Source organism: Lysobacter sp. OAE881 (assembly GCF_040546665.1).
Taxonomy (GTDB): Bacteria; Pseudomonadota; Gammaproteobacteria; order Xanthomonadales; family Xanthomonadaceae; genus Lysobacter_J; species Lysobacter_J soli.
In genome coordinates this window covers 271,384-296,128 of record NZ_JBEPOG010000001.1, presented here as the reverse complement: position 1 = coordinate 296,128, position 24,745 = coordinate 271,384, and the positions used below count along the sequence as shown (strand labels likewise).

23 protein-coding genes and 1 pseudogene are annotated in these 24,745 nt (G+C 69.2%); 18 read left to right on the top strand and 6 right to left on the bottom strand.

Annotation, left to right across the window (positions count from 1 at the left end; all coding sequences use genetic code 11):
* Nucleotides 1-13: 13 nt before the first annotated feature.
* Nucleotides 14-2,194 carry a glycoside hydrolase family 3 N-terminal domain-containing protein gene (locus tag ABIE51_RS01370; protein WP_192631953.1) on the bottom strand — a complete coding sequence of 727 codons (2,181 nt, stop codon included), beginning with the start codon at nt 2,192-2,194 and terminating at the stop codon, nt 14-16.
* A gap of 133 nt (nt 2,195-2,327) precedes the next feature.
* Between ABIE51_RS01370 and ABIE51_RS01365 the strand changes: the two genes are divergently transcribed.
* The 7 genes from ABIE51_RS01365 to ABIE51_RS01335 all read left to right on the top strand — a co-directional run bounded on the left by ABIE51_RS01365 (nt 2,328) and on the right by ABIE51_RS01335 (nt 7,536).
* Nucleotides 2,328-3,380 (top strand): two-component system sensor histidine kinase NtrB, encoded by a 1,053-nt coding sequence (locus ABIE51_RS01365; RefSeq protein WP_192631952.1) that lies wholly within the window; start codon nt 2,328-2,330, stop codon nt 3,378-3,380.
* Nucleotides 3,380-4,813, top strand: a complete 1,434-nt coding sequence (gene ntrC / locus ABIE51_RS01360; RefSeq protein ID WP_192631951.1) for a nitrogen regulation protein NR(I) — start codon at nt 3,380-3,382, stop codon at nt 4,811-4,813. Before ABIE51_RS01365 ends, ntrC begins: the two co-directional genes overlap by 1 nt.
* A 145-nt stretch (nt 4,814-4,958) precedes the next feature.
* On the top strand, nt 4,959-5,552 hold the full coding sequence (locus tag ABIE51_RS01355) for a superoxide dismutase family protein (protein ID WP_192631950.1): 594 nt from the start codon (nt 4,959-4,961) through the stop codon (nt 5,550-5,552).
* 33 nt (nt 5,553-5,585) lie between these two features.
* Complete coding sequence (locus ABIE51_RS01350) at nt 5,586-6,077, top strand: GNAT family N-acetyltransferase (protein WP_192631949.1); 492 nt, start codon at nt 5,586-5,588, stop codon at nt 6,075-6,077.
* Nucleotides 6,078-6,348: 271 nt separating this feature from the next.
* Nucleotides 6,349-6,651, top strand: a complete 303-nt coding sequence (locus tag ABIE51_RS01345) for an I78 family peptidase inhibitor (protein WP_115844727.1) — start codon at nt 6,349-6,351, stop codon at nt 6,649-6,651.
* A gap of 22 nt (nt 6,652-6,673) precedes the next feature.
* Complete coding sequence (locus ABIE51_RS01340; RefSeq protein WP_192631948.1) at nt 6,674-7,102, top strand: guanyl-specific ribonuclease; 429 nt, start codon at nt 6,674-6,676, stop codon at nt 7,100-7,102.
* Nucleotides 7,099-7,536, top strand: a complete 438-nt coding sequence (locus tag ABIE51_RS01335; RefSeq protein ID WP_192631947.1) for a barstar family protein — start codon at nt 7,099-7,101, stop codon at nt 7,534-7,536. The genes ABIE51_RS01340 and ABIE51_RS01335 overlap by 4 nt, the downstream gene beginning before the upstream one ends.
* A 21-nt stretch (nt 7,537-7,557) precedes the next feature.
* Here the strand turns inward: ABIE51_RS01335 and ABIE51_RS01330 are convergent, their stop codons facing one another.
* Together ABIE51_RS01330 and ABIE51_RS01325 are read right to left on the bottom strand one after the other, a co-directional pair.
* Nucleotides 7,558-7,791: a metallothionein gene (locus ABIE51_RS01330; RefSeq protein ID WP_115844733.1), complete on the bottom strand. Its 234-nt coding sequence runs from the start codon at nt 7,789-7,791 to the stop codon at nt 7,558-7,560.
* 362 nt (nt 7,792-8,153) lie between these two features.
* Nucleotides 8,154-9,422, bottom strand: coding sequence for a TCR/Tet family MFS transporter (locus ABIE51_RS01325; RefSeq protein WP_354503178.1), 1,269 nt, complete (start codon nt 9,420-9,422; stop codon nt 8,154-8,156).
* Nucleotides 9,423-10,074: 652 nt separating this feature from the next.
* Between ABIE51_RS01325 and gltB (ABIE51_RS19300) the strand changes: the two are divergent.
* The 3 genes and pseudogenes from gltB (ABIE51_RS19300) to ABIE51_RS01315 all read left to right on the top strand — a co-directional run.
* A pseudogene (gltB, locus tag ABIE51_RS19300) lies at nt 10,075-11,562 on the top strand (glutamate synthase large subunit); the annotation flags it as partial.
* Nucleotides 11,563-11,674: 112 nt separating this feature from the next.
* Complete coding sequence (gene gltB / locus ABIE51_RS19295; RefSeq protein ID WP_502913321.1) at nt 11,675-14,542, top strand: glutamate synthase large subunit; 2,868 nt, start codon at nt 11,675-11,677, stop codon at nt 14,540-14,542.
* A 5-nt stretch (nt 14,543-14,547) separates the two neighbouring features.
* Entirely contained in the window at nt 14,548-16,029 is a 1,482-nt protein-coding gene (locus tag ABIE51_RS01315; RefSeq protein WP_192632561.1) for a glutamate synthase small subunit GltD family protein, read from the top strand.
* Nucleotides 16,030-16,053: 24 nt separating this feature from the next.
* Here the strand turns inward: ABIE51_RS01315 and ABIE51_RS01310 are convergent, their stop codons facing one another.
* Nucleotides 16,054-16,263, bottom strand: coding sequence for a YdcH family protein (locus ABIE51_RS01310; protein WP_115844739.1), 210 nt, complete (start codon nt 16,261-16,263; stop codon nt 16,054-16,056).
* Nucleotides 16,264-16,328: 65 nt separating this feature from the next.
* Between ABIE51_RS01310 and ttcA the strand changes: the two genes are divergently transcribed.
* The 3 genes from ttcA to ABIE51_RS01295 all read left to right on the top strand — a co-directional run bounded on the left by ttcA (nt 16,329) and on the right by ABIE51_RS01295 (nt 19,173).
* The gene (gene ttcA / locus ABIE51_RS01305; protein WP_192631944.1) at nt 16,329-17,228 is read left to right on the top strand and encodes a tRNA 2-thiocytidine(32) synthetase TtcA; all 900 of its coding nucleotides are present in this window, start codon (nt 16,329-16,331) and stop codon (nt 17,226-17,228) included.
* Nucleotides 17,229-17,354: 126 nt separating this feature from the next.
* Nucleotides 17,355-18,260 carry a recombination-associated protein RdgC gene (locus ABIE51_RS01300; protein ID WP_115844743.1) on the top strand — a complete coding sequence of 302 codons (906 nt, stop codon included), beginning with the start codon at nt 17,355-17,357 and terminating at the stop codon, nt 18,258-18,260.
* 109 nt (nt 18,261-18,369) lie between these two features.
* Nucleotides 18,370-19,173, top strand: coding sequence for a M48 family metallopeptidase (locus tag ABIE51_RS01295; protein WP_192631943.1), 804 nt, complete (start codon nt 18,370-18,372; stop codon nt 19,171-19,173).
* A 7-nt stretch (nt 19,174-19,180) separates the two neighbouring features.
* Here ABIE51_RS01295 and ABIE51_RS01290 read toward each other — a convergent pair whose 3' ends face one another.
* Both ABIE51_RS01290 and hemH read right to left on the bottom strand, forming a co-directional pair.
* Nucleotides 19,181-20,053 (bottom strand): alpha/beta fold hydrolase, encoded by an 873-nt coding sequence (locus ABIE51_RS01290; RefSeq protein WP_192631942.1) that lies wholly within the window; start codon nt 20,051-20,053, stop codon nt 19,181-19,183.
* A gap of 14 nt (nt 20,054-20,067) precedes the next feature.
* Complete coding sequence (hemH, locus tag ABIE51_RS01285; RefSeq protein WP_192631941.1) at nt 20,068-21,090, bottom strand: ferrochelatase; 1,023 nt, start codon at nt 21,088-21,090, stop codon at nt 20,068-20,070.
* Nucleotides 21,091-21,343: 253 nt separating this feature from the next.
* Here hemH and ABIE51_RS01280 point away from each other — a divergent pair, with 253 nt between their 5' ends.
* From ABIE51_RS01280 to ABIE51_RS01260, 5 genes are all read left to right on the top strand, one after another.
* The gene (locus ABIE51_RS01280) at nt 21,344-22,261 is read left to right on the top strand and encodes a lipid-binding SYLF domain-containing protein (protein ID WP_192631940.1); all 918 of its coding nucleotides are present in this window, start codon (nt 21,344-21,346) and stop codon (nt 22,259-22,261) included.
* A gap of 108 nt (nt 22,262-22,369) precedes the next feature.
* Nucleotides 22,370-22,609, top strand: coding sequence for a Sec-independent protein translocase subunit TatA (gene tatA / locus ABIE51_RS01275; RefSeq protein WP_115844751.1), 240 nt, complete (start codon nt 22,370-22,372; stop codon nt 22,607-22,609).
* A 30-nt stretch (nt 22,610-22,639) separates the two neighbouring features.
* Nucleotides 22,640-23,242 (top strand): Sec-independent protein translocase protein TatB, encoded by a 603-nt coding sequence (tatB, locus tag ABIE51_RS01270; protein ID WP_192631939.1) that lies wholly within the window; start codon nt 22,640-22,642, stop codon nt 23,240-23,242.
* Entirely contained in the window at nt 23,239-24,033 is a 795-nt protein-coding gene (tatC, locus tag ABIE51_RS01265) for a twin-arginine translocase subunit TatC (RefSeq protein WP_115844753.1), read from the top strand. The genes tatB and tatC overlap by 4 nt, the downstream gene beginning before the upstream one ends.
* Nucleotides 24,030-24,707: an RDD family protein gene (locus ABIE51_RS01260; RefSeq protein ID WP_192631938.1), complete on the top strand. Its 678-nt coding sequence runs from the start codon at nt 24,030-24,032 to the stop codon at nt 24,705-24,707. The genes tatC and ABIE51_RS01260 overlap by 4 nt, the downstream gene beginning before the upstream one ends.
* Nucleotides 24,708-24,745 lie beyond the last annotated feature (38 nt).

The window sequence follows — 24,745 nt, the reverse complement described above, 5'->3', positions numbered from 1 at the left end:
ACGCGCGCGGGCCTTACCCGCGCGCCGGCCCGAGCTTGAACGACACCGGCTTGCCTGCCTTGCAGTTCGGCGCGATCCACACGTCGAACGTGCCGGGCTCCGCGCGGCGCACGCCGTCCGCACCGGAGAACGCCAGCGCGTCGAGATCGAGCGTGAAGCGCACGGTCGTGCGTTCGCCCGGTTCGAGCCGCACCTTCGCGAAGCCGCGCAGCTCGCGCACCGGTCGCACGCGACTGGCGACGCGATCGTGGATATACAGCTGCGCGACTTCCTCCGCCGCGCGCGTGCCGGTGTTCGTCAACGTCGCGCGCGCCTCGAGCGTGTCGCCCCATGCGAGTTCGCTCGTCGACAGTTCGACATCGCCGTATTCGAAACGGCTGTAGGTCAGGCCGTGACCGAAGGGATACAGCGGCTCGTTCGGGATCTCGCGCCAGCGCGCCTTGAATTCCGACATCTCCGGCGTTTCGGGCCGGCCGGTGCGCGTGTGGTTGTAGAAGTACGGCTGCTGGCCCGACGCGAGCGGAAAGCTCACCGGCAAACGCGCCGACGGACTGTAACGCCCGAACACCACGTCGGCGACCGCGTGTCCCGACTGTGTGCCGAGGAACCACGTGACGAGCACCGCGTCGGCGTCGCGCACCGCGCCTTCCAGCGCCAGCGCACGACCGTTGCGCAGCAGCACGACGACGGGCTTTCCGGCCGCGGCGACGGCTTCGGCCAGCGCCTGCTGCGCGGGCGGAATCGTGATCTGCACGCGCGACTGCGCTTCGCCGCTGTAGTTCTGCGGTTCGCCCAGCGCGAGCACGACGACGTCGGCGCGCGCAGCGGCTTCGACGGCCGCTTCGATGCCACCGTCGAGCGGCGCTTCCGGCGCGCAGCCGGCGACGACGTCGAGCAACGCCGCGTCATCCATCGCAGCGCGGAAGCCGTCTTCCCAACTGACGTAGCGCGACTTGTCGCCGAACAGCGTCCAGCAGCCTTCGATGTTGTCGCGATCGCTGGCGAACGGGCCGATCAGCGCGATGCGCTGGCCGGCGCTGCGCAGCGGCAGCACGTCGCCATCGTTCTTCGCCAGCACGATGGAACGGCGCGCGGCCTCGCGGGCGAGTGCGTCGTGCGCGTCGAGCCAGCTGCGATCCGCTTCACGCGCTAGGTCGAGCGAGCGATACGGATCGTCGAGCAGGCCGATGGTTTCCTTCAGCGTCAGCATGCGGCGCACCGCTTCGTCGACGCGCTCGATCGGCACTTCGCCGCTTTCGACCAGCCCGGGCAGATGATCGGCGAAGAAGCCGCTCTGCATGCTCAGGTCGAGCCCGGCGAGGATCGCGCGGCGCGTGGCGTCGCGTTCGTCCTCGGCATAGCCGTGCGCGATGAGCTCCATGTCGGAGGTGTAGTCCGACACGACGACGCCGCGGAATTTCCATTCGCCGCGCAGCAGGTCCGTCAGCAGCCACGCATTGGCCGAAGCCGGCACGCCGTTGATGTCGTTGAACGACGACATGATCGCCAGCGCGCCGGCGTCGATGGCCGCCTTGAACGGCGGCAGGTGCACGTCGCGCAGCGTCTGCGGCGAGATGTCCACCGTCGCGTATTCCATGCCCGCGGCCACCGCGCCGTACGCGGCGAAATGCTTGGGCGTGGCGAGCAGCGCGTCGGGGGAACGCAGGTCGTCGCCCTGGAAACCGCGCACGCGCGCGGCGGCGAACGCGCAGGAGAGGAAGGTGTCTTCGCCCGCGCTCTCCGCGCCGCGGCCCCAGCGCTGGTCGCGCGCGATGTCGACCGACGGCGCGTAGGTCCAGTGCACGCCGCTGGCCGTGGCTTCGATCGCGGTGGCGCGCGCGGTGCGCTGCGCGAGGTCGGGCTCGAAGCTGGCCGCTTCGCCGAGCGGAATCGGGAACACGGTCTTCATGCCGTGGATGACGTCCGCGGCGAGGATCACCGGGATGCCCAGGCGGCTTTCCTCGACAGCGACTTTCTGCAGACGTCGGCCCGCTTCCACGCCGTAACCGTTGAACAGCGAACCGACGGCGCCGGCCCGGATCTCGTCCAGCACCTGGTCGGCGTTGCGGACGTTGGTCTCCGGGTTCACGTCGGGATTGAAGGGCCGGACCATGTCGGCGAACACGCCCAGCTGGCCGGCCTTTTCCTCCAGGGTCATGGCGGCCAACAGGGCTTCGACGCGGGCAGATGACATGCAGCGGGGTCCGTGAAAACGTTTACAGGAGTCTAGGCCAGGCGGTGGCTGAAGTCATTTGTCGCAAGGCAGGACAGCCGCGGCAAGCACGGCGACGGCGACCGCGCGGCTGCCCTTGCACTAGGATGGTGCAATGCCCACCCCGCCCGACACCCTCCGCCCCGAGCTCGACACGCTGACCACGCCCGTCGCGTGGAGCGACGAGGAAGGGGCGATCGTCGGCTGCAACGCGGCGTTCTCGCGCTGGCTCGGGGTAGGCGCGCGCCGGCTGATTGGCTGGCCGCTCGCCGGGCTCGACGGCGGCGAGGGACGGCTCGCCGATGCGATGGGCCGCCTCGACGCCGCCGACGCGCCGCTGCGCGTGCGCCGCAGCCGCCTGCGCTACGCCGATGGCGAGGAATGCTTCGCCGATGTCTGGCTGAGCCGCCGCGACGACGGTGGCTGGTTGCTGGAAGCGCATCCAGTCGACGAATTCCCCGGCGACGATCCGGCGCTGCTGCTGCCGTCCGCGTTGTCGGCCTCGCTCAAGGGACTCGCGCACGAACTGCGCAATCCGCTCGCCGGCCTGAAGGGTGCCGCGCAGTTGCTGTCGCGCCGGCTCGATGCCGAGACGCAGGGCGATTCGCGCGAACTGGTGGCGATGATCGGCTCCGAGGTCGAACGCCTCACCGCGCTGGTCGATCGCCTGCTCACGCCGGCGCCACCGCGGCCGCACGCGCCGCTCAACATCCATGCCGTGCTCGAACGCGTGCTGCGCCTGGCCGAAAGCGACGCCGGCTGGGCCGTGCGGCTGGTGCGCGATTACGACCCGAGCCTGCCCGAGTTCGCGGGCGATTCCGACCGCCTGATGCAGGCGGTGTGGAACCTGGTGCGCAACGCGATCGAGGCCGGCGCGGCGAACGTCACGCTGCGCACGCGCGCCGAACACGCGGTGCGCATCGCCGATGCGGTGCATCCGATCGCGCTTCGACTGGAGATCGTCGACGACGGTCGCGGCGTGCCGGATGAACTCACCGAACGCCTGTTCCTGCCGCTCGTGTCGGGACGCGCCGAAGGCAGCGGCCTCGGGCTCGCGCTCGCGCAGCAGGTCGCGCGCGAACACCGCGGCTCGCTCGCCTACCGTTCCCGCCCGGGCCACACCGTGTTCACCCTGCTGCTGCCGATGCACGTCGAGGACGCACCCTGATGAAGCCACATGACACGAGCGATGCCCGCGTCTGGGTGGTCGACGACGACCGCAGCGTGCGGTTCGTGCTCGCCACCGCGCTGCGCGAGGCCGGCTATCGCGTCGACGGTTTCGAGAACGCGCGCGACGCGCTCGATGCGCTCGCCGAACGCGGCGCGCCCGACCTGCTGTTCACCGACGTGCGCATGCCCGGCGACGACGGCCTGGTCCTGCTCGACAAACTCAAGGCGCAGGCGCCGAAGCTGCCGGTCATCGTGATGAGCGCCTACACCGACGTCGCCAGCACCGCCGGGGCCTTCCGCGGCGGCGCGCACGAGTTCCTGTCGAAGCCGTTCGATCTGGACGAAGCCGTCGAACTGGCCGCGCGCACGCTCGCCGCGCGCGAGGCGACCGAGCCGCCGCAACGCGACACGGCTGCGACGCAGGACGACGCGCTGATCGGCGAGGCGCCGGCGATGCGCACGCTGTTCCGCGCGATCGGCCGCCTCGCGCAGGCCCCGCTGTCGGTGCTGATCACCGGCGAAACCGGAACCGGCAAGGAGCTGGTCGCGCGCGCACTGCATCGCGAATCGCCGCGCGCGCAGGCGCCGTTCGTCGCGCTCAACACCGCGGCGATTCCGGCCGAACTGCTGGAAAGCGAGCTGTTCGGCCACGAGGCCGGCGCGTTCACCGGTGCGCAGCGGCGCCACGTCGGCCGCTTCGAACAGGCGCACGGCGGCACGCTGTTCCTCGACGAGATCGGCGACATGCCGCTGCCGTTGCAGACGCGTTTGCTGCGCGTGCTGGCCGAAGGCGAATTCTTCCGCGTCGGCGGGCGCGAGCTGATCCGCGTGGACGTGCGCGTGATCGCCGCGACGCACCAGGATCTCGAAGGGCTGGTCGAGGCGGGCCGGTTTCGCGCCGACCTGCTGCACCGGCTCGATGTCGTGCGCCTGCGACTGCCCGCGCTGCGCGAACGTCGCGAGGACGTGCCGCGTCTGGCCGAACGTTTCCTGCGGGCGGCCGCGACGCGTTTTGACGCGCCGGCAAAGCGCCTGGCACCTGCCGCGATCGAACGGCTCGTCGCCTACGACTGGCCCGGCAACGTGCGTCAGCTCGAGAACCTTTGCTGGCGCCTGGCCGCGCTCGCACCGGGCGACACCATCAAGCGCGAGGACCTCGACGAAGCGCTTGCGGCCACGCCGGGCAAGGATGACGCGCAGGCCGCGGGCGATGATGACTGGGATCGCCGACTTGCCGCGTGGGCGCGGGCGCAACTCGAACTCGGCCGCGACGACATCCACGCGCAGGCGCGCGATCGGTTCGAACGTGCGTTGTTCGATGCCGCGCTGGAACACACCGGCGGGCGTCGCACCGAAGCGGCGGCGCGGCTCGGGCTCGGGCGCAACACGCTCACGCGCAAGCTCGGGCCCGGACGGCGTCGTCCGTCGTGAAGGCCGCCGCGCCGTTCACCGGCGGCCTACCGTCGCGACGGTAGCCTGCCGCACCGTCGCCCGCTTCGCCCCACCGGGGCGCTCCTTCCGCACGCGGGAGGGGCAGGAACCAGACACCGTTGTCCGTTTTCGCAAGGAGAAGCCGATGAAGACCGCCCTCACCCCCGCCCTGCTCGCCGCGTCCGTGCTCGCGCTGTCGGCCTGCAGCTCGTCCGCGCCGACGAAGTCGACGGCGCCCGCCGCGAGTGCAACGACGCCGGCCGCGCCCGCCGCGCAATCGACCGCGAAGTCCGCCACGGTGAACCTCGCTTCGGCGTCGGGCAGCCTGGTGAGCGGCAAGCTGACCGTCGTGCCGATGGGCAACGGCGTGCACCTGACGGGCGAAGTCGGCGGCCTGTCGCCGGGCAGCACGCACGCGATCCACATCCACGAGAAGGGCGACTGCAGCGCGGCCGATGCGAGCAGCGCCGGCGGCCACTTCAACCCGGCCGCGCAGCCGCACGGCAAGGTCGGCAGCGGCGCGCACCACGGCGGCGACATGGACAACCTGGTCGCCAACGCCGAGGGCGTCGCGCAGGTGAACGCCCATGCCGAAGGCGTGACGCTCGGCGGCGGCGCGGCGAACGACGTCGCCGGCAAGGCGGTGATCGTGCATGCCGCGGCCGACGACTACCGCACGCAGCCGACCGGCAATGCGGGTGGTCGCGTGGCGTGCGGCGTCATTACCGTGACGCGCTGACAGCCGTCGTTTTCTTCCCTCATCACCGACGCCATGTCCCAACTCCGCATCCGCGCCGCGCACGCCCACGACCGCGACCTGCTCGCGCAGTGGGCCGTCGCCATGGCGCAGGAAACCGAGCACAAGCAACTCGACGAGAAGACCGTGCGCGCAGGCGTCGAAGCGGGCATCGCCGACCCGGCGAAGGCGCGCTACTTCGTCGCGATGCACGAATCCGCCGTCGCCGGTCGCGAAACCATCGCTGCGCCCGCCGGCACGCTGATGCTCACGCGCGAGTGGAGCGACTGGCGCAACGGCGACTGGTGGTGGATCCAGAGCGTCTACGTGCCGCCGCAGTTCCGCCGCATGGGCGTGTTCACCGCGCTGTACCGTCACGTCGAACAACTCGCGCGCGGCACGCCCGGCGTGGTCGGCCTGCGCCTGTACGTCGAACGCGAGAACACCAACGCGCAGAAGACCTACGAAGCGCTGGGCATGCGTGACGCGGGGTATTCGATTCTCGAGGCGGAGTTCCCGCGTCAGTAAGCCCCTCTCAGTGCGTCGAGCCCCTCTCCCACCGGCGACCGAAGGGAGTGCAGAGCTGAGAGGGGTTGGGGTGAGGGTCGGGGCATGCGATGCAACGAGGCAATTGCAGATCACGAGCGCCGCACTCGTTGCGTGAGCGCCCATTTGGCACTTAACCCCTCCCCAACCCTCCCCTGCATTCGCAGGGGAGGGAGCAGAAGCGCCGCTATCCTTTACACCCTGAACACGCGTCCGGGCGCACGGTGCGCCCGACCACGACAAGGAGAATCCCATGACCCGCATCATCCTGTGCCTGACCGTCCTGGCTGCCGCATCGCTGGCCGGCTGTGCATCCACGACGCCGGTCGCCGGCGGACCGACCGCGCCGACCGGCAAGTGCAATGCCGAAGGCGCGCGCTGGGCGATCGGCTCGGCCGTCAACGACGACGTCGTCAACCGCATCCTGCAGGGCACCGGCAGCCGCGACGCGCGCGTGCTGCGTCCGGGCCAGATGGCGACGATGGATTTCCGCGAGGATCGGGTGAACGTCGACGTCAACGACCGCGGCGCGATCACCGGCATCCGCTGCGGCTGACGCGTCACTCGGCTGATCGCTCGTGCGCCGTTCGCATTCGATCTGGCTCGTCGCGCTCATCGCGCTGGTCGCCCTGTGGGCGTGGACCAGGCGTGCCGGCGACGGCGAACTGCGCACGGCTGACGCGCCGCCGGTCACCGCGCAGCGTGCGGCGCAGGTCGGCTATCCGGCGTTCCTGCCGGTGGAAGCACATGCGGTGCTCGAGCGCATTGCCAGCGGCGCGGCGCATCCGTACCGGCAGGACGGAAGCGTGTTCCAGAATCGCGAAGGCCGCCTGCCGCAGCAGCCGCGCGGTTATTACCGCGAATACACCGTGCCCACGCCCGGCGCCGATACGCGCGGCGCGCGACGGATCATCGCGGGCGGCGATCCGCCGGTCGAATACTGGTACACGGCCGATCACTACCAGAGCTTCCGCCGCTTCGAATGGCCATCGAAGGAGACGCGATGAGCGCCGTCGACCTGCGCACGATCCTCGCCGACCCCGAACACGGTGGCGCCTACTTCATCGACGACCGCGACGGCGAGGCGATGGCGCAGACGGCGGCCGGGCTCGATTTCGCGGTGATGCGCGTCGACCTGTCCGACTGCGTCGACAAGGCCGACCTGATGACGCGCCTGGCGAAGGCCGGCGGTTTTCCCGCAGGGTTCGGCGCGAACTGGGATGCGCTGTCGGACGTGCTGCGCGACATGTCGTGGCGCACCGCGCCCGGTTATGTCTGGCTGATCGAACACGCCGGTGCATGGCGCGAGACGTATCCGGAAGACTTCGACACGTTCCTGGAAATCCTCAACGAAGCCGCCTTCGAGTGGGCGCATGAGGACGTCGCGTTCTGGGCGCTGCTGCCCTTCCCCGGCGACCAGCTCACGGCACTGGAAGACTGAGCGGCGCGCCGCACGCGCGCGTCAGATGCGGTCGTCGATTCCCGTGATGCCCGAATGCTTGGCGCAACTCGCGCAGCACCAGAACTTGCCATCGTGTTCGACGCCGTGCCCGATGATGCGGCAGCCGCAGTGTTCGCACGTGGGCGCGAGCTTGTGGATCGCGCATTCGAACGAGTCGAACGTCCCGCTGCCGTGCGGCATGGTGACGGTGAACGCCTTGTCGTAGTCGTTGCCGCAGGTATCGCACTTGGGCATGGCGGGGATCCTGGTCGTCGCGTGGATCCCGAGTGTGGCGTCGCGGCGCACGCGAGGCGGTGAAGTTGGCGGCAATGGGGTGTTAAGGCGTCTCGCGTCTCGCCTCTCGACATCGGACTCGAGCCCCTCTCCCTCCGGGAGAGGGGTTGGGGTGAGGGTCGGCGGAGTGATGACGAAACAGCTTGCGCGAAGCCGCTTTAGGCACGGTGCGACTGAAGCAAACCGCAGTGCATACAGGCACCTGCTGTTCACCTGTGAGCCTTCGTTACCCCTCACCCCAACCCCTCTCCCGCGGGGAGAGGGGCTTCAAAGCTTCAAAGCTTCAAAGCTTCAAAGCTTCAAAGCTTCAAAGCTTTATCGCATCAACCCGGCTCGACCACACTCGCTGCCGGCGTCGTCGCCGGCACGCGCGCGTACCGCCACGCGATGCCCACCGCCACCGCCAGCAGGATGCCGGCGATCAGGAACGGCGCGCCCGGCAAATGCATCGGCGCGCGGTCGTCGATGAAGTAGCCGAAACTGCCGGCGAACACGACCGGGCCGATGATGCCGGCCAGGCTCACCAGGCTCATCAGCGCGCCCTGGATGCGGCCCTGCACTTCCGGTCCCACCTGTCGCGTGATCAATGCCTGCGTCGACGGCGCGGCCAGGCCCCAGATCGCCGAGATCGGCAGGCCGACGAGGAACATCCAGCCCACGTGCGCGAAGCCGTAGATGCCGAAGCCGATCGCGCCGCACGCGAGGCCGAGCATCAGCGCGCGTCGTTCGCCCAGCGCGTGCACCGCCTTGCCGACCAGTCCCGCCTGCACGATCACGTTGAGCACGCCGACGATCGCGAGCACGTAGCTCACCTCGCGCGGGCCCCACTGGTACTGGTAGTCGGCGAACAGCACGAACACGCTCGGGTACACGTAGTGCGCGAGGTTCGCGATGAACACCACTGCGGCCAATCCGAACACCTGCGGATAGCGCTTGAGCAGGCCGAGCGAGCCGATGGGATTAGCATGCGACCAGTCGAAACGCGGGCTGCGGCGCTCCGGCGGCAGCGATTCGGGCAACACGAACAGGCCGTAGCAGAAGTTGAGCAGCGCCAGTCCCGCGGCGAACCAGAACGGCAGGCGCAGATCGACTTCGCCCAGCGCACCGCCGATCAGCGGGCCGACGATGAAGCCCACGCCGAACGCAGCGCCGAGCAGACCGTAGCTTTTCGCGCGCTTGTCGGGCGGCGTGACGTCGGCGACGTAGGCGTTGGCCGTGGTGAAGCTGGCCGACGTGATGCCGGAAATGATGCGTCCGACCAGCAGCCACGTCAGCGACGGCGCCAGCGCCATGAACACGAAATCGAGCCCGAGGCCCAGGCACGAGAGCAGGATCACCGGCCTGCGGCCGAAGCGGTCCGACAGCGCGCCCTGGATCGGCGAGGTCACGAACTGGATGCCCGCGAACAGGAAGCCGAATGCCGCCACCCAGTACGCCGCGTGCGCGGTGTCGCCGCCGGCGAACTGCTCGATCAGGTGCGGCAGCACCGGGATGATCAGGCCGAACGACAGCACGTCGATCAGGATCGTGATGAAGATGAAGACGAGCGCGGCGCGGCGGCGCGCGCCCGTCGCGGGAGCGGTGTCGGTCACGGGGGCCGGGGATGGGTCGAAAGAAGCCGGAAGTTTAGCGCTTCGCTTCTTTGCGCCCCAAAAGCAGCTGTGCATTACCAGGCCGTCGAGCCCCGCTCGCCGCGGTCATTGCCGCTTTGAGGCTGTCATTCCCGCGAAGGCGGGAATCCATCCTTCCGGCACATCAAGGCCTTCGCGAGCCATGACACATCGGACAGATGGATTCCCACCTTCGCGGGAATGACAGCTTAGGCAACCCATGACGCTTCCGGATGGCATGACACATCGGACAGATGGATTCCCGCCTTCGCGGGAATGACAGCAAAGACGAGCTCGGCAGTCGCAGCAAAGCACTACCGCGCGACGCCCGCGCGCACCCGCCGCGCCAATGGTTTCAATCGTTACCAAACGCCCGCGCATGTCGCGCAGTTTCCCCCGCGCGATCAACGACTTGAAACGCCGAATGCGTCGTGCCGCGTGCGCGCCGCCGGACATTTGCCGCATCGCACAAAGTGTGATTTATTCGGTTGAACCAGGGTGGTGAGGCAGGCCGGACCGCGCGAGCGGACCGCCTTCGTCGTCGCCGCAATTCCCCGGTTTCGAGTGTGCTTTTGCCAGGTTCGTTGTCGTGTTTCGCACAGCAACCCAGCGGTGAATCCGCGATGGAGCGACGATGCAGCAGCAGTACCGCCCCGGCCCTGTCGGTCTCTACGACCCACGCGATGAGCGCGATGCGTGCGGCTTCGGCCTGATCGCGCAACTCGACGACGCGCCCAGCCGCGCCATCGTCGATCGCGCGATCGAGGCGCTGGTGCGCATGACGCATCGCGGCGGCATCGCGGCCGACGGACTCAGCGGCGACGGCTGCGGCCTGCTGATCCGCCAACCGGACGCGTTCCTTCGCGCGCTCGCGCGCGAGTCGGGCATCGCGCTCGGCGCGCATTACGCCTCGGGCCTGGTGTTCCTTCCGCACGATGAAACCGAAGCGGCGCGCGCGAAGGACGAGTTCGCCGCGCAGCTGCAGCGCGAACGCGTCGACGTCGCCGGCTGGCGCGTCGTGCCGGTCGATCTGGACGCATGCGGCGAGCTCGCCAAGCGCACGATGCCGCGCATCGAGCAGATCTTCGTCAAGCCCGCCGGCGCCTTCGATGCGGCGAGCTTCCAGCGCTCGCTGTTCCTCGCGCGCCGTCGCGCCGAACAGCGCCTGCGCGAGCTTCCCGACTTCTACGTCGTCAGCCTGTCCACGGCGAGCATCGGCTACAAGGGCATGGTGCTGCCGAACCGGCTTTCGCAGCTCTATCCGGACCTGCAACGCAGCGACCTGGCCGCCAGCGTCGTCGTGTTCCACCAGCGTTTTTCGACCAACACCACGCCGCGCTGGCCGCTCGCGCAGCCGTTCCGCCTGCTCGCGCACAACGGCGAGATCAACACCATTTCCGGCAACCGCGCGTGGGCGCAGGCGCGTGCACACGTGTGGCGCACGCCGAACCTCGAGCTGACCGAGTTCGATCCGGTCATCACGATGGACGGCTCGGATTCGCAATCGCTCGACAACATGCTCGAGCTGCTGCAGGCCGGCGGCATGGACCTGCTGAAGGCGATGCGCATCCTGATCCCGCCGGCGACGCAATCGCTGGAATACAAGGACGCCGACCTCGCCGCGTTCTACGAGTACTACGCGCTCAATACCGAACCGTGGGACGGCCCGGCCGGCATCGTCACCGTCGATGGCCGCTACGCCGCGTGCACGCTCGATCGCAACGGCCTGCGCCCGGCGCGCTGGATGCGCACGCGCGACCGCCACTTCCTCATCGCGTCCGAGGCCGGCGTGTGGGAGCGCCCGGCGGAGGAAATCGAGGCCAAGGGCAAGCTCGGGCCGGGCGAGATGATCGCGGTGGATCTTTACCTGGGCGAGGTGCTCGACAGCGAGGCGATCGACCGCATCAACCGCGCGCGCGCCCCGTACAAGCGCTGGCTCAAGCAGGGCGTGACTTACCTGCAGACCGAGCTGATCGATCCCGCGCTCGCGGCCGAACCCTTCGACAGCGAGACGCTGACGCGCTTCCAGAAGCTGTTCCAGCTCACGCGCGAGGAACGCGAGCAGGTGCTGCGTCCGCTGGCTGAAACCGAGCAGGAAGCGGTCGGCTCGATGGGCGACGACGTGCCGATGGCCGTGCTGAGCCAGCAGGTGCGTCCGCTGTACGACCAGTTCCGCCAGGGCATTCGCGCAGGTGACCAACCCCCCGATCGACCCGCTGCGCGAGGACTGCGTGATGTCGCTGGCGACGCAGCTCGGTCGCGAGGGCAACGTGTTCGTCGACGGCCCCGGCAACGTCGACCACATCCATCTCAACTCGCCCGTGCTCTCGCAGCGCAAGCTGCGGCAGATGCTGGCGATGGAGCAGTACGAGAACGCGCACGCGCTGATCCACCTGCATTACGCACCGGAGGAAGGCCTGAAGGCCGCGCTCGAACGCATCTGCGCCGAGGCCGAAACCGCAACGCGCGACGGCAAGGTGCTGCTGGTGCTGAGCGACCGCTATCCGGTCGAGGGCCGGCTCATGGCGCACGCGCTGCTCGCCACCGGCGCGGTGCACCAGCATCTGGTGCGCGCGGGGCTTCGTTGCGAATCCAACCTCATCGTCGAGACCGGCACCGCGCGCGATCCGCATCACTTCGCCTGCCTGATCGGCGTCGGCGCCACGGCGGTGTATCCGTACCTCGCGTACCAGACGCTGCACGACCTCGGCGTGCGCGGCATCCTCAAGACCAAGCACGGGCAGGTCGCGGAAATCGGCCGCAGTTACCGGCGCGGCATCAAGAAGGGCCTGCTGAAGATCATCTCGAAGATGGGCATCAGCACCATCGGCAGCTATCGCGGCGCGCGGCTGTTCGAGATCGTCGGCCTGGATCGCGAAGTGGTCGACCTGTGCTTCGCCGGCACGCCCTCGCGCATCGGCGGCGCGGGTTTCGCCGAACTGCACGAGGACGCGGCCACGCTCGCCGAACACGCATGGAACGCGAACGCCCTGCCGAACATCGGCGGCCTGCTGAAGTACACGCCGGGCGGCGAATACCACCTGTTCAATCCCGACGTGGTGATGAACCTGCAGCGCGCCGTATCCACCGGCGACTGGAGCGACTGGCAGCGTTACGCCGCCGCGGTGAACGAACGCCCCACGGCCGCGCTGCGCGACCTGCTCGACGTCGATACGTCTGACGCTATAGGCATACGGCTGGAAGACGTCGAACCCGTTTCGGCCATCGTGCGCCGCTTCGATTCGGCCGCGATGAGCCTCGGCGCGCTGTCGCCCGAAGCGCACGAGGCCCTGGCGATCGCGATGAACCGCCTGGGCGGGCGCAGCAATTCCGGCGAAGGCGGCGAGGATCCGGCGCGTTACGGCACCGACAAGGTGTCGAAGATCAAGCAGATCGCGTCGGGGCGTTTTGGCGTGACGCCGGAATACCTTGTCAACGCCGAAGTGCTGCAGATCAAGGTCGCGCAGGGCGCCAAGCCCGGCGAAGGCGGCCAGCTTCCGGGCCACAAGGTCAACGAACTGATCGCGCGCCTGCGTTACGCGATGCCGGGCATCGGCCTGATCTCGCCGCCGCCGCATCACGACATCTATTCCATCGAGGATCTCGCGCAGCTGATCTTCGACCTCAAGCAGGTCAATCCGCAGGCGCTGGTGTCGGTGAAGCTGGTCTCGCACGCGGGCGTGGGCACGATCGCCACCGGCGTCGCGAAGGCCGGCGCGGACCTGATCACCATCTCCGGCCACGACGGCGGCACCGGCGCGAGTCCGATCTCGTCGATCCGCTACGCCGGCACGCCGTGGGAACTCGGCTTGTCCGAAGCACGCCAGGCGCTGGTGTCGAACGACCTGCGCGATCGCGTGATCCTGCAGACCGACGGCGGCCTGAAGAGCGGCTTGGACGTGGTGAAGGCCGCGCTGCTGGGCGCGGAAAGTTTCGGCTTCGGCACCGCGCCGATGATCGCGCTGGGCTGCAAGTACCTGCGCATCTGCCATCTCAACAACTGCGCGACGGGCGTGGCGACGCAGGACGACGCGCTGCGTCGCGAGCATTTCACCGGCCTGCCCGACCGCGTGGAGAACTTCTTCCGCCTGCTCGCCGAGGAAGTGCGCTTCTGGCTCGCGCAGCTGGGTGTGCGCACGCTAGGCGAACTGGTCGGTCGCACGGATCTTCTGAAGCAGCTCGAAGGCGACGGCGAGCGGCAGCACAAGCTCGACCTCGCGCCGCTGCTCGCCGGCAGCGGCCTCGCGCACGGCGGCCATTGCGGCGTGCCGCAGCCGTCGGCCGATGCGACGGGCCTGGCGGCGCAGCTCGATGTCGACCTGGCCGAGCCCATCGCGAGCAAGCGCGGCGGCGCGTACGCGTACACGATCCGCAACACCGATCGCAGCATCGGCGCCCGCCTGTCGGGCCGCATCGCGCGGCTGCATGGCGATCGCGGCATGGTCGATGCGCCGATTTCGCTTCGCTTCGATGGCACCGCCGGCCAGAGCTTCGGCGCGTTCAACGCCGGTGGCCTGCAGTTCGAACTGCACGGCGAAGCGAACGATTACGTTGGCAAGGGCATGGCGGGCGGGCGCATCGTGATCCGTCCGCCGATGGGCGCGCGCTACACCGCACACGAGACGCCGATCATCGGCAACACCTGCCTGTACGGCGCCACGGGCGGCGAACTCTACGCGGCCGGTCGCGCGGGCGAGCGCTTCGGCGTGCGCAATTCCGGCGCGACGGCGGTGGTGGAAGGCGCGGGCGATCACTGCTGCGAATACATGACCGGCGGCGTGGTCGCGGTGCTCGGCCGCACGGGCCTGAACTTCGGCGCGGGCTTCACCGGCGGCATGGCGTACGTGCTCGATACCGAGCGCGATTTCGTCGATCGCTACAACCACGAACTCATCGACATCCTGCGCATCGCGTCCGACGGTTTCGAGAACCACCGCTCGCACCTGCGCGAACTGCTGGAGGCGCACGTGCAGCTCACCGGCAGCGTGTGGGCGCGGAAGATCCTCGACGAGATGCGCGATTTCCTGGGCAAGTTCTGGCTGGTCAAGCCTAAGGCGGCGAGCCTGGAATCGCTGGCCGAAAACCTGCGGAGAGCGGCGTGAGCAAGATGGACACCAAGAAGCCCGTGTTCGCCTTCCGCGAGACGCCCCGGCAGATGCCGTCGCGCATCCCGCTGGAGCTGCGCCGCAGTGGCGACTGGGGCGAACTGTACGGCCGTTTCGGCGAAGCCGAGGCCAAGCACCAGGCCAGCCGCTGCCTGGACTGCGGCAACCCGTACTGCAGCTGGAAATGCCCGCTGCACAACTACATTCCGAACTGGCTGGAACTCGCGCGCGAAGGCCGCATCTTCGAAGCCGCCGCGCTCGCGCACGAAACCAATCCGCTGCCGGAAATCTGCGGCCGCGTATGCCCGCAGGATCGCCTGTGCGAAGGCAGCTGCACGCTCAACGACGGCTTCGGCGCGGTCACCATCGGCGCGGTCGAGAAATACATCAGCGATCGCGCGCTGGCCGACGGCTGGCGACCGGACCTGTCGAAGGTCGCCGCAACCGGCAAGCGCGTGGCGGTGATCGGCGCCGGTCCCGCCGGCCTGTCGTGCGCGGATCGCCTCGCGCGTGCGGGCATTGAAGCGGTCGTGTTCGATCGCTATGAACAGATCGGCGGCCTGCTCCACTTCGGCATTCCCAGCTTCAAGCTGGAGAAGTCGGTGCTGCAGACGCGGCGCGACGTGCTCGAAGGCATGGGCGTGCAGTTCCGCCTCGGCGTGGAGATCGGCCGCGACGCGGGGCTCGACGACCTGCTCGCGGAGTTCGATGCCGTTTTCCTCGGGCTGGGCAGCTATCGCTACACCGACGGCGGCCTGCCGGGACAGGACCTGAAGGGCGTGCTGCCGGCGCTGCCGTTCCTGGTGCACAACGGACGCCTGGTGCATGGCGACGACGAAGCGCAGGGCAAGCCGATCGCCGGCTGGGAAGATCGCGTCGCCCTGCCCAACCTTCACGGCAAGCGCGTGGTGGTGCTCGGCGGCGGCGACACCGGCATGGACTGCGTGCGCAGCGCGGTGCGACTGGGCGCGGCGCGCGTGACCTGCGCGTACCGTCGCGACGAGGCGAACATGCCCGGCTCGGCGCGCGAAGTCGCCAACGCGCGCGAGGAAGGCGTGCAGTTCCTCTTCAACCGCCAGCCGCTCGCGCTGCTGGGCGACGACGGCGAGGTCACCGGCGTGCGCGTGGCCGAAACGCGCTTGGGCGAACCCGACGCGCTGGGCCGACGCAACGCGGAACTCGTGCCGGGAAGCGAATCGGTGCTCGCGGCCGACGTGGTGATCATCGCGTTCGGCTTCCAGCCCGATCCGCCGGAATGGCTGTCGGCACACGGCATCGAACTCGAAAACAACGGCCGCATCCGCGTGACGCAGCCGCCGTCGGGTTGCGGTTCGCGTCGGGCGACGGCGGCGCTGCCGTTCCAGACGACGAACACGCGCGTTTTCGCCGGCGGCGACGGCGTGCGCGGCGCGGACCTGGTGGTGACGGCGGCGTACGAAGGCCGCGAGGCGGCAGCGGGGATCGTGCGGATGCTGCTCGGATAGACCGGCGTGGGCGACGAGCCGCGCTCAGGCCGGCTCGTCGGGGATCAGCGCGCTTTCCAGCCGCGCGATGCAGTCCTTCAGCCACAGCTTGCGCTTCTTCAGGCGCTTGACCGTCAGCTCGTCCGCGTCGGGCAGCCGAGAAAGGCGTTCGATCGCCGCGTCGAGGTCGCGGTGTTCGAGCCGGAGTTCGGCCAGCTGGTGCGCGAGCACGGCGGGATCGTCGCTTTCGGTCATGCCGGAAGCTTAACGCGCCCTCGCGGCCAGCGTCACCGCGGCCGCGCCGGTAGAATGGACGGTCCATGAGTACCGTCCTGCCCTTGCTGGAACCCCAGCCACTCGCCCACCGCGCGCAACGTCGCGCGCACGAGAACAACAAGCTCGCCAAGCGCCTGCGCCACCAGGTGGGCCGCGCGATCGCCGACTTCGGCATGATCGAGGACGGCGACAAGGTGATGGTGTGCCTGTCCGGCGGCAAGGACAGCTACACGATGCTCGACATCCTCCTGCAGCTGCAGCAGAAGGCGCCGGTGAAGTTCGAGCTGGTGGCGGTGAACCTCGACCAGAAGCAGCCGGACTTCCCCGAGCACGTGCTCCCGGAATACCTCAAGTCGATCGGCGTGCCGTACCACATCATCGAGCAGGACACCTATTCGGTCGTCACGCGCGTGGTGCCGGAAGGCAAGACGATGTGTTCGCTGTGTTCGCGATTGCGCCGCGGTGCGCTGTACACCTACGCCGAAGAGAACGGCTTCACGAAGATCGCGCTCGGCCACCATCGCGATGATCTGGTCGCAACGTTCTTCCTGAACCTGTTCTTCCACGCCAAGCTTGCCGGCATGCCGCCCAAGCTCCTCAGCGACGACGGCAAGCACGTGGTGATCCGCCCGCTCGCCTACGTGCGCGAGGACGACATCGCCGCCTATGCCGATGCGAAGGGTTTTCCCATCATCCCGTGCAACCTGTGCGGCTCGCAGGAAAACCTGCAGCGCAAGCAGGTCAAGAAGATGATGGACGCATGGGAGCGCGACACGCCCGGCCGCATCGAGACCATCGCGCGCGCGCTCGGCGACATCCGTCCATCGCAGCTCGGCGATCCGAAGCTGTTCGATTTCCTCGCGCTCGGTCGCAATGGCGATGCGCCGATGCCGGACGCACATGCGTGGCTGGCGGGCGAGCCGCACGCGCAGGACGCTCCATAACCCATCCGATTGATGTCGTCATCCCCGCGAAAGCGGGGATCCAGCGACTTCACGCCGTACGCGATCAAGGCACTGGATTCCCGCTTATCGCGGGAATGACGGAGCTGAAACTTCACGGGACCCTAAATGTTCTTCCGCAACCTGACGCTGTTCCGCTTCCCCACCACCACCAAGTTCGACGACCTCGACAGCGGCCTGACCGAATGCCAGCTTCGCGCGGTCGGCCCGCTGGAACTGTCCAGCCGCGGCTTCATCTCGCCGTTCGGGCGCGACTCCGACGAGATGTCGCACAAGCGCAGCGACGCGACGTGGCTCGCCGTCGGCGGCGAGGACAAGATCCTGCCAGGCTCGGTCGTCAACGACATGCTCAACAAGAAGCTGTCGGAGATCGAGGCGAAGGAAGGCCGCAAGCCCGGCGGCAAGACGCGCAAGCGCATCAAGGACGAGCTCATCACCGACCTGCTGCCGCGCGCGTTCGTGAAGCCCAGCCGCACCGACGCCCTCATCGACACCGGCCTGGGCGTGGTCGCCGTGGACACCTCCAGCCGCAAGTCCGGCGAGAACGTCGTGAGCGAGATCCGCCGCGCGCTCGGCAGTTTCCCGGCGCTCCCGCTGAACGCCGAAGTGGCGCCGCGCTCGGTGCTGACCGGCTGGGTCGCCGGCGAGCCGCTGCCCGAAGGCCTCTCGCTGGGCGACGAGTGCGAACTGCGCGATCCCATCGACCAGGGCGCGGTGGTGAAGGTGCAGCGCATGGAGCTGCAGAGCGACGAGATCACCAAGCACCTGGAATCGGGCAAGCAGGTCACGCGCCTGGCGCTGACGCTGGACGATCACGTTTCGTTCGTCCTCGGAGAAGACCTCGTCGTGCGCAAGTTCAAGCTGCTCGACGGCGCGGTGGACGAGCTGGAATCGACCGAACGCGACGACCTCCGCGCCGAGCTCGACGCCCGCTTCGTGCTGATGGCCGGCGAGTTCCGTCGCCTGTTCACGGTGCTGGAAGGTGCGCTGAAGCTGTCGAAGGCCGAAGCCTGAATCACGCCGGGCCCTTCTCCGTGCGGTGAAGGGCTGCGGACTTCGCGCATCGCGCAATGTGTGCGCCGCTACGGCGCACATCGTCACGCAGCATCGCTAAGATGCTGGCATGCCGTCCCCGCCGCGCCCCCTCGCCCGTCTGTTCGCGCCCACGCCGCGCACGGTCGAGCGCGAAACGCTCGACATCGAACTGTCCGACGGCCGCACCGTCCCGCTGCAACGCGTGCGCGATCCGCGCGCGCGGCGGATGAAGCTGTCGGTCGACGAACGCGGCGCGCGCCTCACGATCCCGATGCGCGCGAGCCTGGCCACCGCCGATCGCTTCGTCACGCAGCATCGCGACTGGCTCGCCGCGCAGCTGGAACGCTTCGCCATCGACGGCGTACCCTCGCTCGAACCGGGCGTCGACGTGCAGCTCCCGCTGCGTGGGGCACTGCATGACGTGCGCTGGCAGGCCGGCCGTTTCACGCGGCTGGATCACGCGAACGACGGCACGGGCGACCTGGTGTTCACGCATCCCGCGCGCGCCGGCGATACGGCCGTGCGGCGCGCGGTTCGCGATTTCCTCGAAGCGCAGGGCCGTGCCGACGTCGGCCGCTGGATGCCGCGCTACCTGCCGGCGCTGCCGCGCGCGCCACGCCGGGTGACGTTCAAGATCATGTCGTCGCAGTGGGGTTCGCTCGCGCCCGACGGCTCGATGGCGCTGGACCTCTCGCTCGTGCTCGCGCGACCGGGCGCGTTCGAGTATGTGCTCGTGCACGAACTCTGCCACCTCATCCACGCCGACCATTCGCGCAGCTTCTGGCGCGAGGTGGAAGCGCGTTGCCCGCAGTGGCGCGAGGAACGCGATTACTTCCACGCCGAAGGTCGGCGCCTTAAGGCGACGCTGCGCGCCTTGTGCGGGAAGGTCTAGCGGCGCGTCATCCGCGCACGAAGAAATCGCCGATCACTTCGGCGATGCGCCCGGGCTGTTCCATGTGCAGGTGATGGCTGCCGTCGATGACGATGAGCTCGCCTGCAGGCAGCAACGCCGCGCGTTCGCGACGCAACGCGTCGGGCAGGTACGGCTGCGCGGGATCGGCGAAGATCACGCGCGTCGGGCATTCGATGCCGGCGACGAGATCGCGGATTTGCGGCTCGGTCATGCGCTGCATCGTCGGCAGCGTCAGGCGCGGATCGCTCGACCAGGTGAACCCGCCTTCCACCGGCACCACGCCACGTTCGACGAGCAACCGCGCCGCGCGTTCTTCCAGACGACTGCCGACGTTCGCGCCGGCGGCCATGCGTGCGCGGATCGCGATGGCGATGTCGGGAAACACGCGCAGCGATTTGCCGCGCAGTGCGCGATACGCGGCGATGGCTTCGCGCAGGCGCGACACGGTGCGCTCGGGCACTTCGGCGAGCGCGCCGAGCGCCTCGATCGCGACCAGGCGCTCCACGCGCTGCGGGCACGCGGCGGCGACGAGGCTGGAAATGCCCGCACCCATCGAATGACCGAGCAGCGAGAACCGCTCCCAGCCCAGCGCGTCGGCGACGTCGAGCACCGCATTCACCGCGGCGGCGAAGGAGTAATCCGCGCCCGGCGCGAGATGCGCGCTGGCGCCGTGTCCCGGCAGATCGGGCGCGACGAGTTCGATGCCGTGGAGGTGTTCGGCGAGCGGCACGAAGCTGGCGGCGTTGTCGAGCCAGCCGTGAAGCGCGATGACGCGCGCACCGCCGGGCTCGCTGCGCAGCCCGGCGATGCGGCCGGTCGGGGTGTCGAGCGTGAAGTCGTGCAGGCCGCGTGCGGGCATCGGGTGCAGGTGCCTCAGATCCAGTTGTGCAGTTCCTGGCGGGCGATGCCGGCCAGGGCGCGTGCGTGCGGAAGCGAATCGTTGAGGCACGGGATGTAGCGCAGCGTGCCGCCGTGTTCGGCGAAATCCTCGGCGAGCATCATCGCCACTTCTTCCAGCGTCTCGATGCAGTCCACCGCGAACCCCGGCGCGACCACGTCGACGTTGCGCACGCCGCGCGCGGCGAGCGCATGCAGCGTCTGCTGCGTGCTCGGCTCCAGCCATTTGTCGCGACCGAAGCGCGACTGGTAGCTCAGGCTCCACTGGTCGTCGGCGAGTTCCAGTCGTTTCGCGATGGCGCGTGCACCCGCTTCGCAATGACGCTGGTACGGATCGCCTTCGTCGATCAGCCGCTGCGGCAGGCCGTGGAAGGAGAACAGCAGGTGTTCGCCGGCGGCGTGCTGCGCGCGATGCGCGCGGATCGAATCGGCCACCGCATCGAGCCAGCCGTCGTCGAGGTGGTAGTTCTCCACCAGCCGCGTGGGCAGCGCGTGTTCGCGCGCGAGCACGTCGTCGACGGATGCGGTGGTCGTCGTCGAATACTGCGGATACAGCGGCAGCACCAGCGCGCGGCGCACGCCGGCCTCGCGCAGCTGGCGAAGGCGCGCCGCCAGCGACGGCGAGCCGTAGCGCATCGCGTCGATCACCCGCAGCTGCGGCATCTCGTTCTGCACCGCCCACGCGAGCCGGCGCGTGTACACCGCCAGCGGGGAACCGCCGTCCTCGCCGCCCATCCAGATGCTCGCGTACTTCTTCGCGACGGGCTTCGATCGGAGTGGCAGCACGATCAGGTGCAGCAGCGGCAGCCAGAACCAGCGCGGCAGGCCGACGACGCGGCGATCGCCCAGGAATTCGGCAAGGTAACGGCGCACGCCGGCGGGCGTCGGCGCGTCGGGCGTGCCGAGGTTCACCAGGACAAGGGCGGTGTCCGGCGGGGCCGAAGAAGGTGAAGTCTGGGCGCCGTCGAGCGCGGCGTCGGTGCTGGCGGAGGCGGGCATGCGCATAGGATGACAGCTGCGCCGGCCGGCGCGAATCACATCGCCGATGCGCGCCGGCGATCCGGCGGCGACACGATCCGCACGCCGGATTGCTCAGGATAGGCGAGGCCGTCGCACTTTCGGCGCTTGACGTGCGCGCCGATTCGGTAAGGATTCATTGCCGAATCACTAGCCTGAACCGACTGCCGCGCCGGCGGTCGAATGCTCGAATTTCCCCCAGCTGCGCATCGTCGAGTTTTCACTGGAGTCCGCCATGTCCCGTCTGCCGCGCCCTGCCCTGCTGCGTATCGCCGTCCTTTCCCTCGCCCTTGGCGTCGCCACCTCGGCGGTCGCCGGCCAGCAGGAGGACGATCGCGCGCGCCAGGCCGTGCGCGTGCTCACCGACATCCAGCAGATCCCCGAATCCGGCATTCCGGACAAGCTGCTCGACGAAGCGCGCGGGATCGTGGTCGTGCCCGACGCGCTCAAGGTAGGCCTGGTCGTCGGCGGCCGTCGCGGCCACGGCCTGCTGTCGGTGAAGAACCCCGACGGCACGTGGTCGAACCCCAGCTTCGTGAAGCTCACCGGCGGCAGCATCGGCTTCCAGGCCGGCGTGCAGTCGGCCGACATCGTCCTGGTGTTCCGCAGCGACCGCGGCCTGGACAACATCGTCAACGGCAAGGTCACCCTGGGCGCCGACGCCGGCGTCGCGGCGGGCCCGGTCGGCCGCAACGCGGGCACCGCCACGGACGGCCAGCTCAAGGCCGAGATCTGGTCGTGGTCGCGCGCGCGCGGCCTGTTCGCCGGGATCGCGCTCGACGGCGCGGTGCTGTCCATCGACGACGAGGCCAACGAATCGGTCTACGGCCGCGACACCACGCCGCGGATGATCTTCGAAGGCCGCGCGAACGGGCAGCCGTCGACCGCAGTGGTGGATTTCCGCGACCGCCTGGAGGAAGCCAGCAACATCGCACGCACCGCCCGTTCGAACGCGAGCGCCGATGCGAACGCCCGCGCCTCCGCGCCGCGGCCGGCGGCGAGCCCGGCGACGGTGCATTCGAGCGGCGGCGTTTCCGCCGCCCCGGCGACGGGCTCGGCCACGACCGCGCCCCTGCACGGCCCGCAGCAGGCGCAGCAGCCTTCGGCCTTCGAGACGGTGGAAAGCCCGGTTCAGGCCGAACCGCTGCCCTGACCGGCGTGCAGTCGTCACGTTCTTAACCCTCCGCACGCGCGGAGACGACAGCGGCCGTCATGGTGCTGCGGTATCCTGACCCTCCACTTTTTCCCGCGGACATTCCTCATGGGCGGTTTGAGTCTTTGGCACTGGCTGATCGTGCTGGTGATTGTGGTGCTGGTGTTCGGCACCAAGCGCCTGGGCAACGTCGGCAAGGACCTCGGCGAAGCGGTGAAGGGCTTCAAGAAGGGCATGCGCGACGGCGATGAGGATGCGGACAAGCCCTCGGCGCAGCTGCGCGACGAGCGTCGCGACGAGACCAAGTCCGGCGAAAGCACCAAGCACGACGACCGCACCCCGCGCTGACGCGGCGCGGCGTCCTGGCGGTCGGCGGCCATGTTCGACATCGGGTTCTCCGAGATCTTCGTCATCGCGATCGTGGCCCTGCTGGTGCTGGGGCCCGAGCGCCTGCCGAAGGCGGCGCGTTTCGCCGGCCTGTGGGTCCGGCGCGCACGTGCGCAGTGGCACTCGGTGAAGTCCGAGCTCGAGAACGAGCTGGCCGCCGAGGAGCTCAAGCGCAGCCTGCGCGAGACGCAGGACTCGCTCCGCGAAGCCCAGCAGGGCTTCAATGAAGGCCTCGACGAGGCGCGAAACCGCATCAAGCGCGAGCAGGAATCCCTGCAGCGTGAGCTCGACGCGCTCGACCGCGACGTGCGCGGTGCGTCGGCGCAATCCGAGGCGTTGACCGAAACTACGCCGGCCCCCGCGGGCGAACTCTCGTCTGCGGAAACGCCCGAGTCCACGGGAATCGAGGAGCGCTCGCTCGCCTCCGCGACCGATCCCGACGTGGCGCTCCGCGACGATGCCATCGAACCGGGCGTGAGCCGCGACGATGTCTACGCCCACGGCCTGCCGGTGGAAACCGATTCGGAAGCCGAACCCGTGCCGCTCGCGCGCCCCGTCCCGTCCACTTCAGATGACGGGGCGCCGCGTCGATGAGCCGCGATCACGACACCTACTCCGGTGACGAGGCCGGCGTCGATGGCGCCGAGCCGCGCCTGATCGACCACCTGATCGAGCTGCGCGCGCGCCTGCTGCGGGCGGTCGCCGGGTTGATGCTCATCTTCGTCGTGCTTTTGCCCTTCGCGGCCGACATCTACGCGATCCTCGCCCAGCCGCTGCTGAGCTCGCTGCCCGAGAGCGGCAGGCTGGTGGCGGTCGATCCGGCTGGCGGCTTCTTCGTGCCGGTGAAGCTCGCGTTCTTCGCCGCCTTGCTGGTGACGATGCCGTGGCTGCTCTACCAGGCGTGGGCCTTCGTGGCGCCGGGCCTCTACCACCGCGAAAAGCGCCTGGCGATGCCGCTGCTGGTTTCGGCGGTGGCGCTGTTCTACACCGGCTGCGCGTTCGCCTTCTTCCTGGTGCTGCCATCGGTGTTCGGCTTCCTGGCGCGGTTCACGCCGGAAGTGGTCGCGATGACGCCCGACATCGGCAAGTACCTCGACTTCGTGCTGGTGATCTTCCTCGCGTTCGGCGCGAGCTTCGAACTCCCGGTCGCGCTGGTGATCCTGGTGCTGCTGGGCTGGGTGACGCCGCAGCAGCTGAGGGAATCGCGCGGGTACGCCATCGTCGGCGTGTTCGTCGTCGCCGCGGTGATCACGCCGCCGGACGTCGTCTCGCAGCTGATGCTCGCGATCCCGATGTGCATCCTCTACGAGCTGGGCATCGTGGCATCGCGCTGGCTCAAGCCGCGCGAGGATGCCGACACCTCCGGGCAGACGCCCACCGCGTGAGTGCGCCGGCGCGCCTGTTGCCGCGCTACGCGGCGTGGTCGCTCGATGCGGCGCTGATCGCCGCATTGCTCGCGCCGTTCCTGTGGGACCGGGTGGCGCACGACCTCCACGCGCTCGAACAATCCTTCGTCGCGATGCTCGACACCTTCTACGGCGCGGTCGCGAGGCAGCTCGACGCCGGCGGCGCGCCGGACGTGTTCGCGCTGGCGTCGGATCCCTCGATTCGACCCGCCATTGCTGCGCTCGAAATGGCGTTGCTGCGCGCGATGTGCGTGCCGACGCTCGCGTTCGCGCTGGCGATGCTGGTGTGGCAGGTGGCCGGCGAGCAGTCGCGCTGGCAGGGCAGCCCGGGCAAACGGGCACTGCGGTTGCGCGTGGTGGACCGCGATGGCGCGGCGCCGGGCCTTCTCCGCTCCATCGGGCGTGAGTTCGCGGGGCTGCTGTCGTGGCTGACCCTCAACATCGGCCACGTCATGGCCGCGGTTCCGCCGACGTACCTGGCGCTGCACGACCGCGTCAGCGGCACTCGCGTGGTCCGCGAGGACGCGCCGCTTCCGGCGTGGGTGCGTGGATGGATCCTGCTGCAGGCCGGCGTCGCGGCGGCGCTGACGATCGCGATGACCGGCCGCCTGGCGTCGTTGGCGCAGGCGGCGGTGGAGCGGGCGCTGGGTTGATTCGCGGCTCGTCGCGAACCCGGGGCGTGTCGCGTCCC

What these genes read in the sequence shown, in the direction of transcription:
- ABIE51_RS01310 (WP_115844739.1), bottom strand. Translation starts at nt 16,263, where the DNA reads ATGACCGAAAGCGACGATCCCGCCGTGCTCGCGCACCAGCTGGCCGAA.
- ABIE51_RS01370 (WP_192631953.1), bottom strand. Translation starts at nt 2,194, where the DNA reads ATGTCATCTGCCCGCGTCGAAGCCCTGTTGGCCGCCATGACCCTGGAG.
- tatA (WP_115844751.1), top strand. Translation starts at nt 22,370, where the DNA reads ATGGGCGGTTTGAGTCTTTGGCACTGGCTGATCGTGCTGGTGATTGTG.
- gltB (WP_502913321.1), top strand. Translation starts at nt 11,675, where the DNA reads ATGTCGCTGGCGACGCAGCTCGGTCGCGAGGGCAACGTGTTCGTCGAC.
- ABIE51_RS01365 (WP_192631952.1), top strand. Translation starts at nt 2,328, where the DNA reads ATGCCCACCCCGCCCGACACCCTCCGCCCCGAGCTCGACACGCTGACC.
- hemH (WP_192631941.1), bottom strand. Translation starts at nt 21,090, where the DNA reads ATGCCCGCCTCCGCCAGCACCGACGCCGCGCTCGACGGCGCCCAGACT.
- ABIE51_RS01295 (WP_192631943.1), top strand. Translation starts at nt 18,370, where the DNA reads ATGCCGTCCCCGCCGCGCCCCCTCGCCCGTCTGTTCGCGCCCACGCCG.
- ABIE51_RS01300 (WP_115844743.1), top strand. Translation starts at nt 17,355, where the DNA reads ATGTTCTTCCGCAACCTGACGCTGTTCCGCTTCCCCACCACCACCAAG.
- ABIE51_RS01350 (WP_192631949.1), top strand. Translation starts at nt 5,586, where the DNA reads ATGTCCCAACTCCGCATCCGCGCCGCGCACGCCCACGACCGCGACCTG.
- ABIE51_RS01345 (WP_115844727.1), top strand. Translation starts at nt 6,349, where the DNA reads ATGACCCGCATCATCCTGTGCCTGACCGTCCTGGCTGCCGCATCGCTG.
- ABIE51_RS01355 (WP_192631950.1), top strand. Translation starts at nt 4,959, where the DNA reads ATGAAGACCGCCCTCACCCCCGCCCTGCTCGCCGCGTCCGTGCTCGCG.
- ABIE51_RS01330 (WP_115844733.1), bottom strand. Translation starts at nt 7,791, where the DNA reads ATGCCCAAGTGCGATACCTGCGGCAACGACTACGACAAGGCGTTCACC.
- ABIE51_RS01315 (WP_192632561.1), top strand. Translation starts at nt 14,548, where the DNA reads ATGGACACCAAGAAGCCCGTGTTCGCCTTCCGCGAGACGCCCCGGCAG.
- ntrC (WP_192631951.1), top strand. Translation starts at nt 3,380, where the DNA reads ATGAAGCCACATGACACGAGCGATGCCCGCGTCTGGGTGGTCGACGAC.
- tatB (WP_192631939.1), top strand. Translation starts at nt 22,640, where the DNA reads ATGTTCGACATCGGGTTCTCCGAGATCTTCGTCATCGCGATCGTGGCC.
- tatC (WP_115844753.1), top strand. Translation starts at nt 23,239, where the DNA reads ATGAGCCGCGATCACGACACCTACTCCGGTGACGAGGCCGGCGTCGAT.
- ttcA (WP_192631944.1), top strand. Translation starts at nt 16,329, where the DNA reads ATGAGTACCGTCCTGCCCTTGCTGGAACCCCAGCCACTCGCCCACCGC.
- ABIE51_RS01280 (WP_192631940.1), top strand. Translation starts at nt 21,344, where the DNA reads ATGTCCCGTCTGCCGCGCCCTGCCCTGCTGCGTATCGCCGTCCTTTCC.
- ABIE51_RS01335 (WP_192631947.1), top strand. Translation starts at nt 7,099, where the DNA reads ATGAGCGCCGTCGACCTGCGCACGATCCTCGCCGACCCCGAACACGGT.
- ABIE51_RS01290 (WP_192631942.1), bottom strand. Translation starts at nt 20,053, where the DNA reads ATGCCCGCACGCGGCCTGCACGACTTCACGCTCGACACCCCGACCGGC.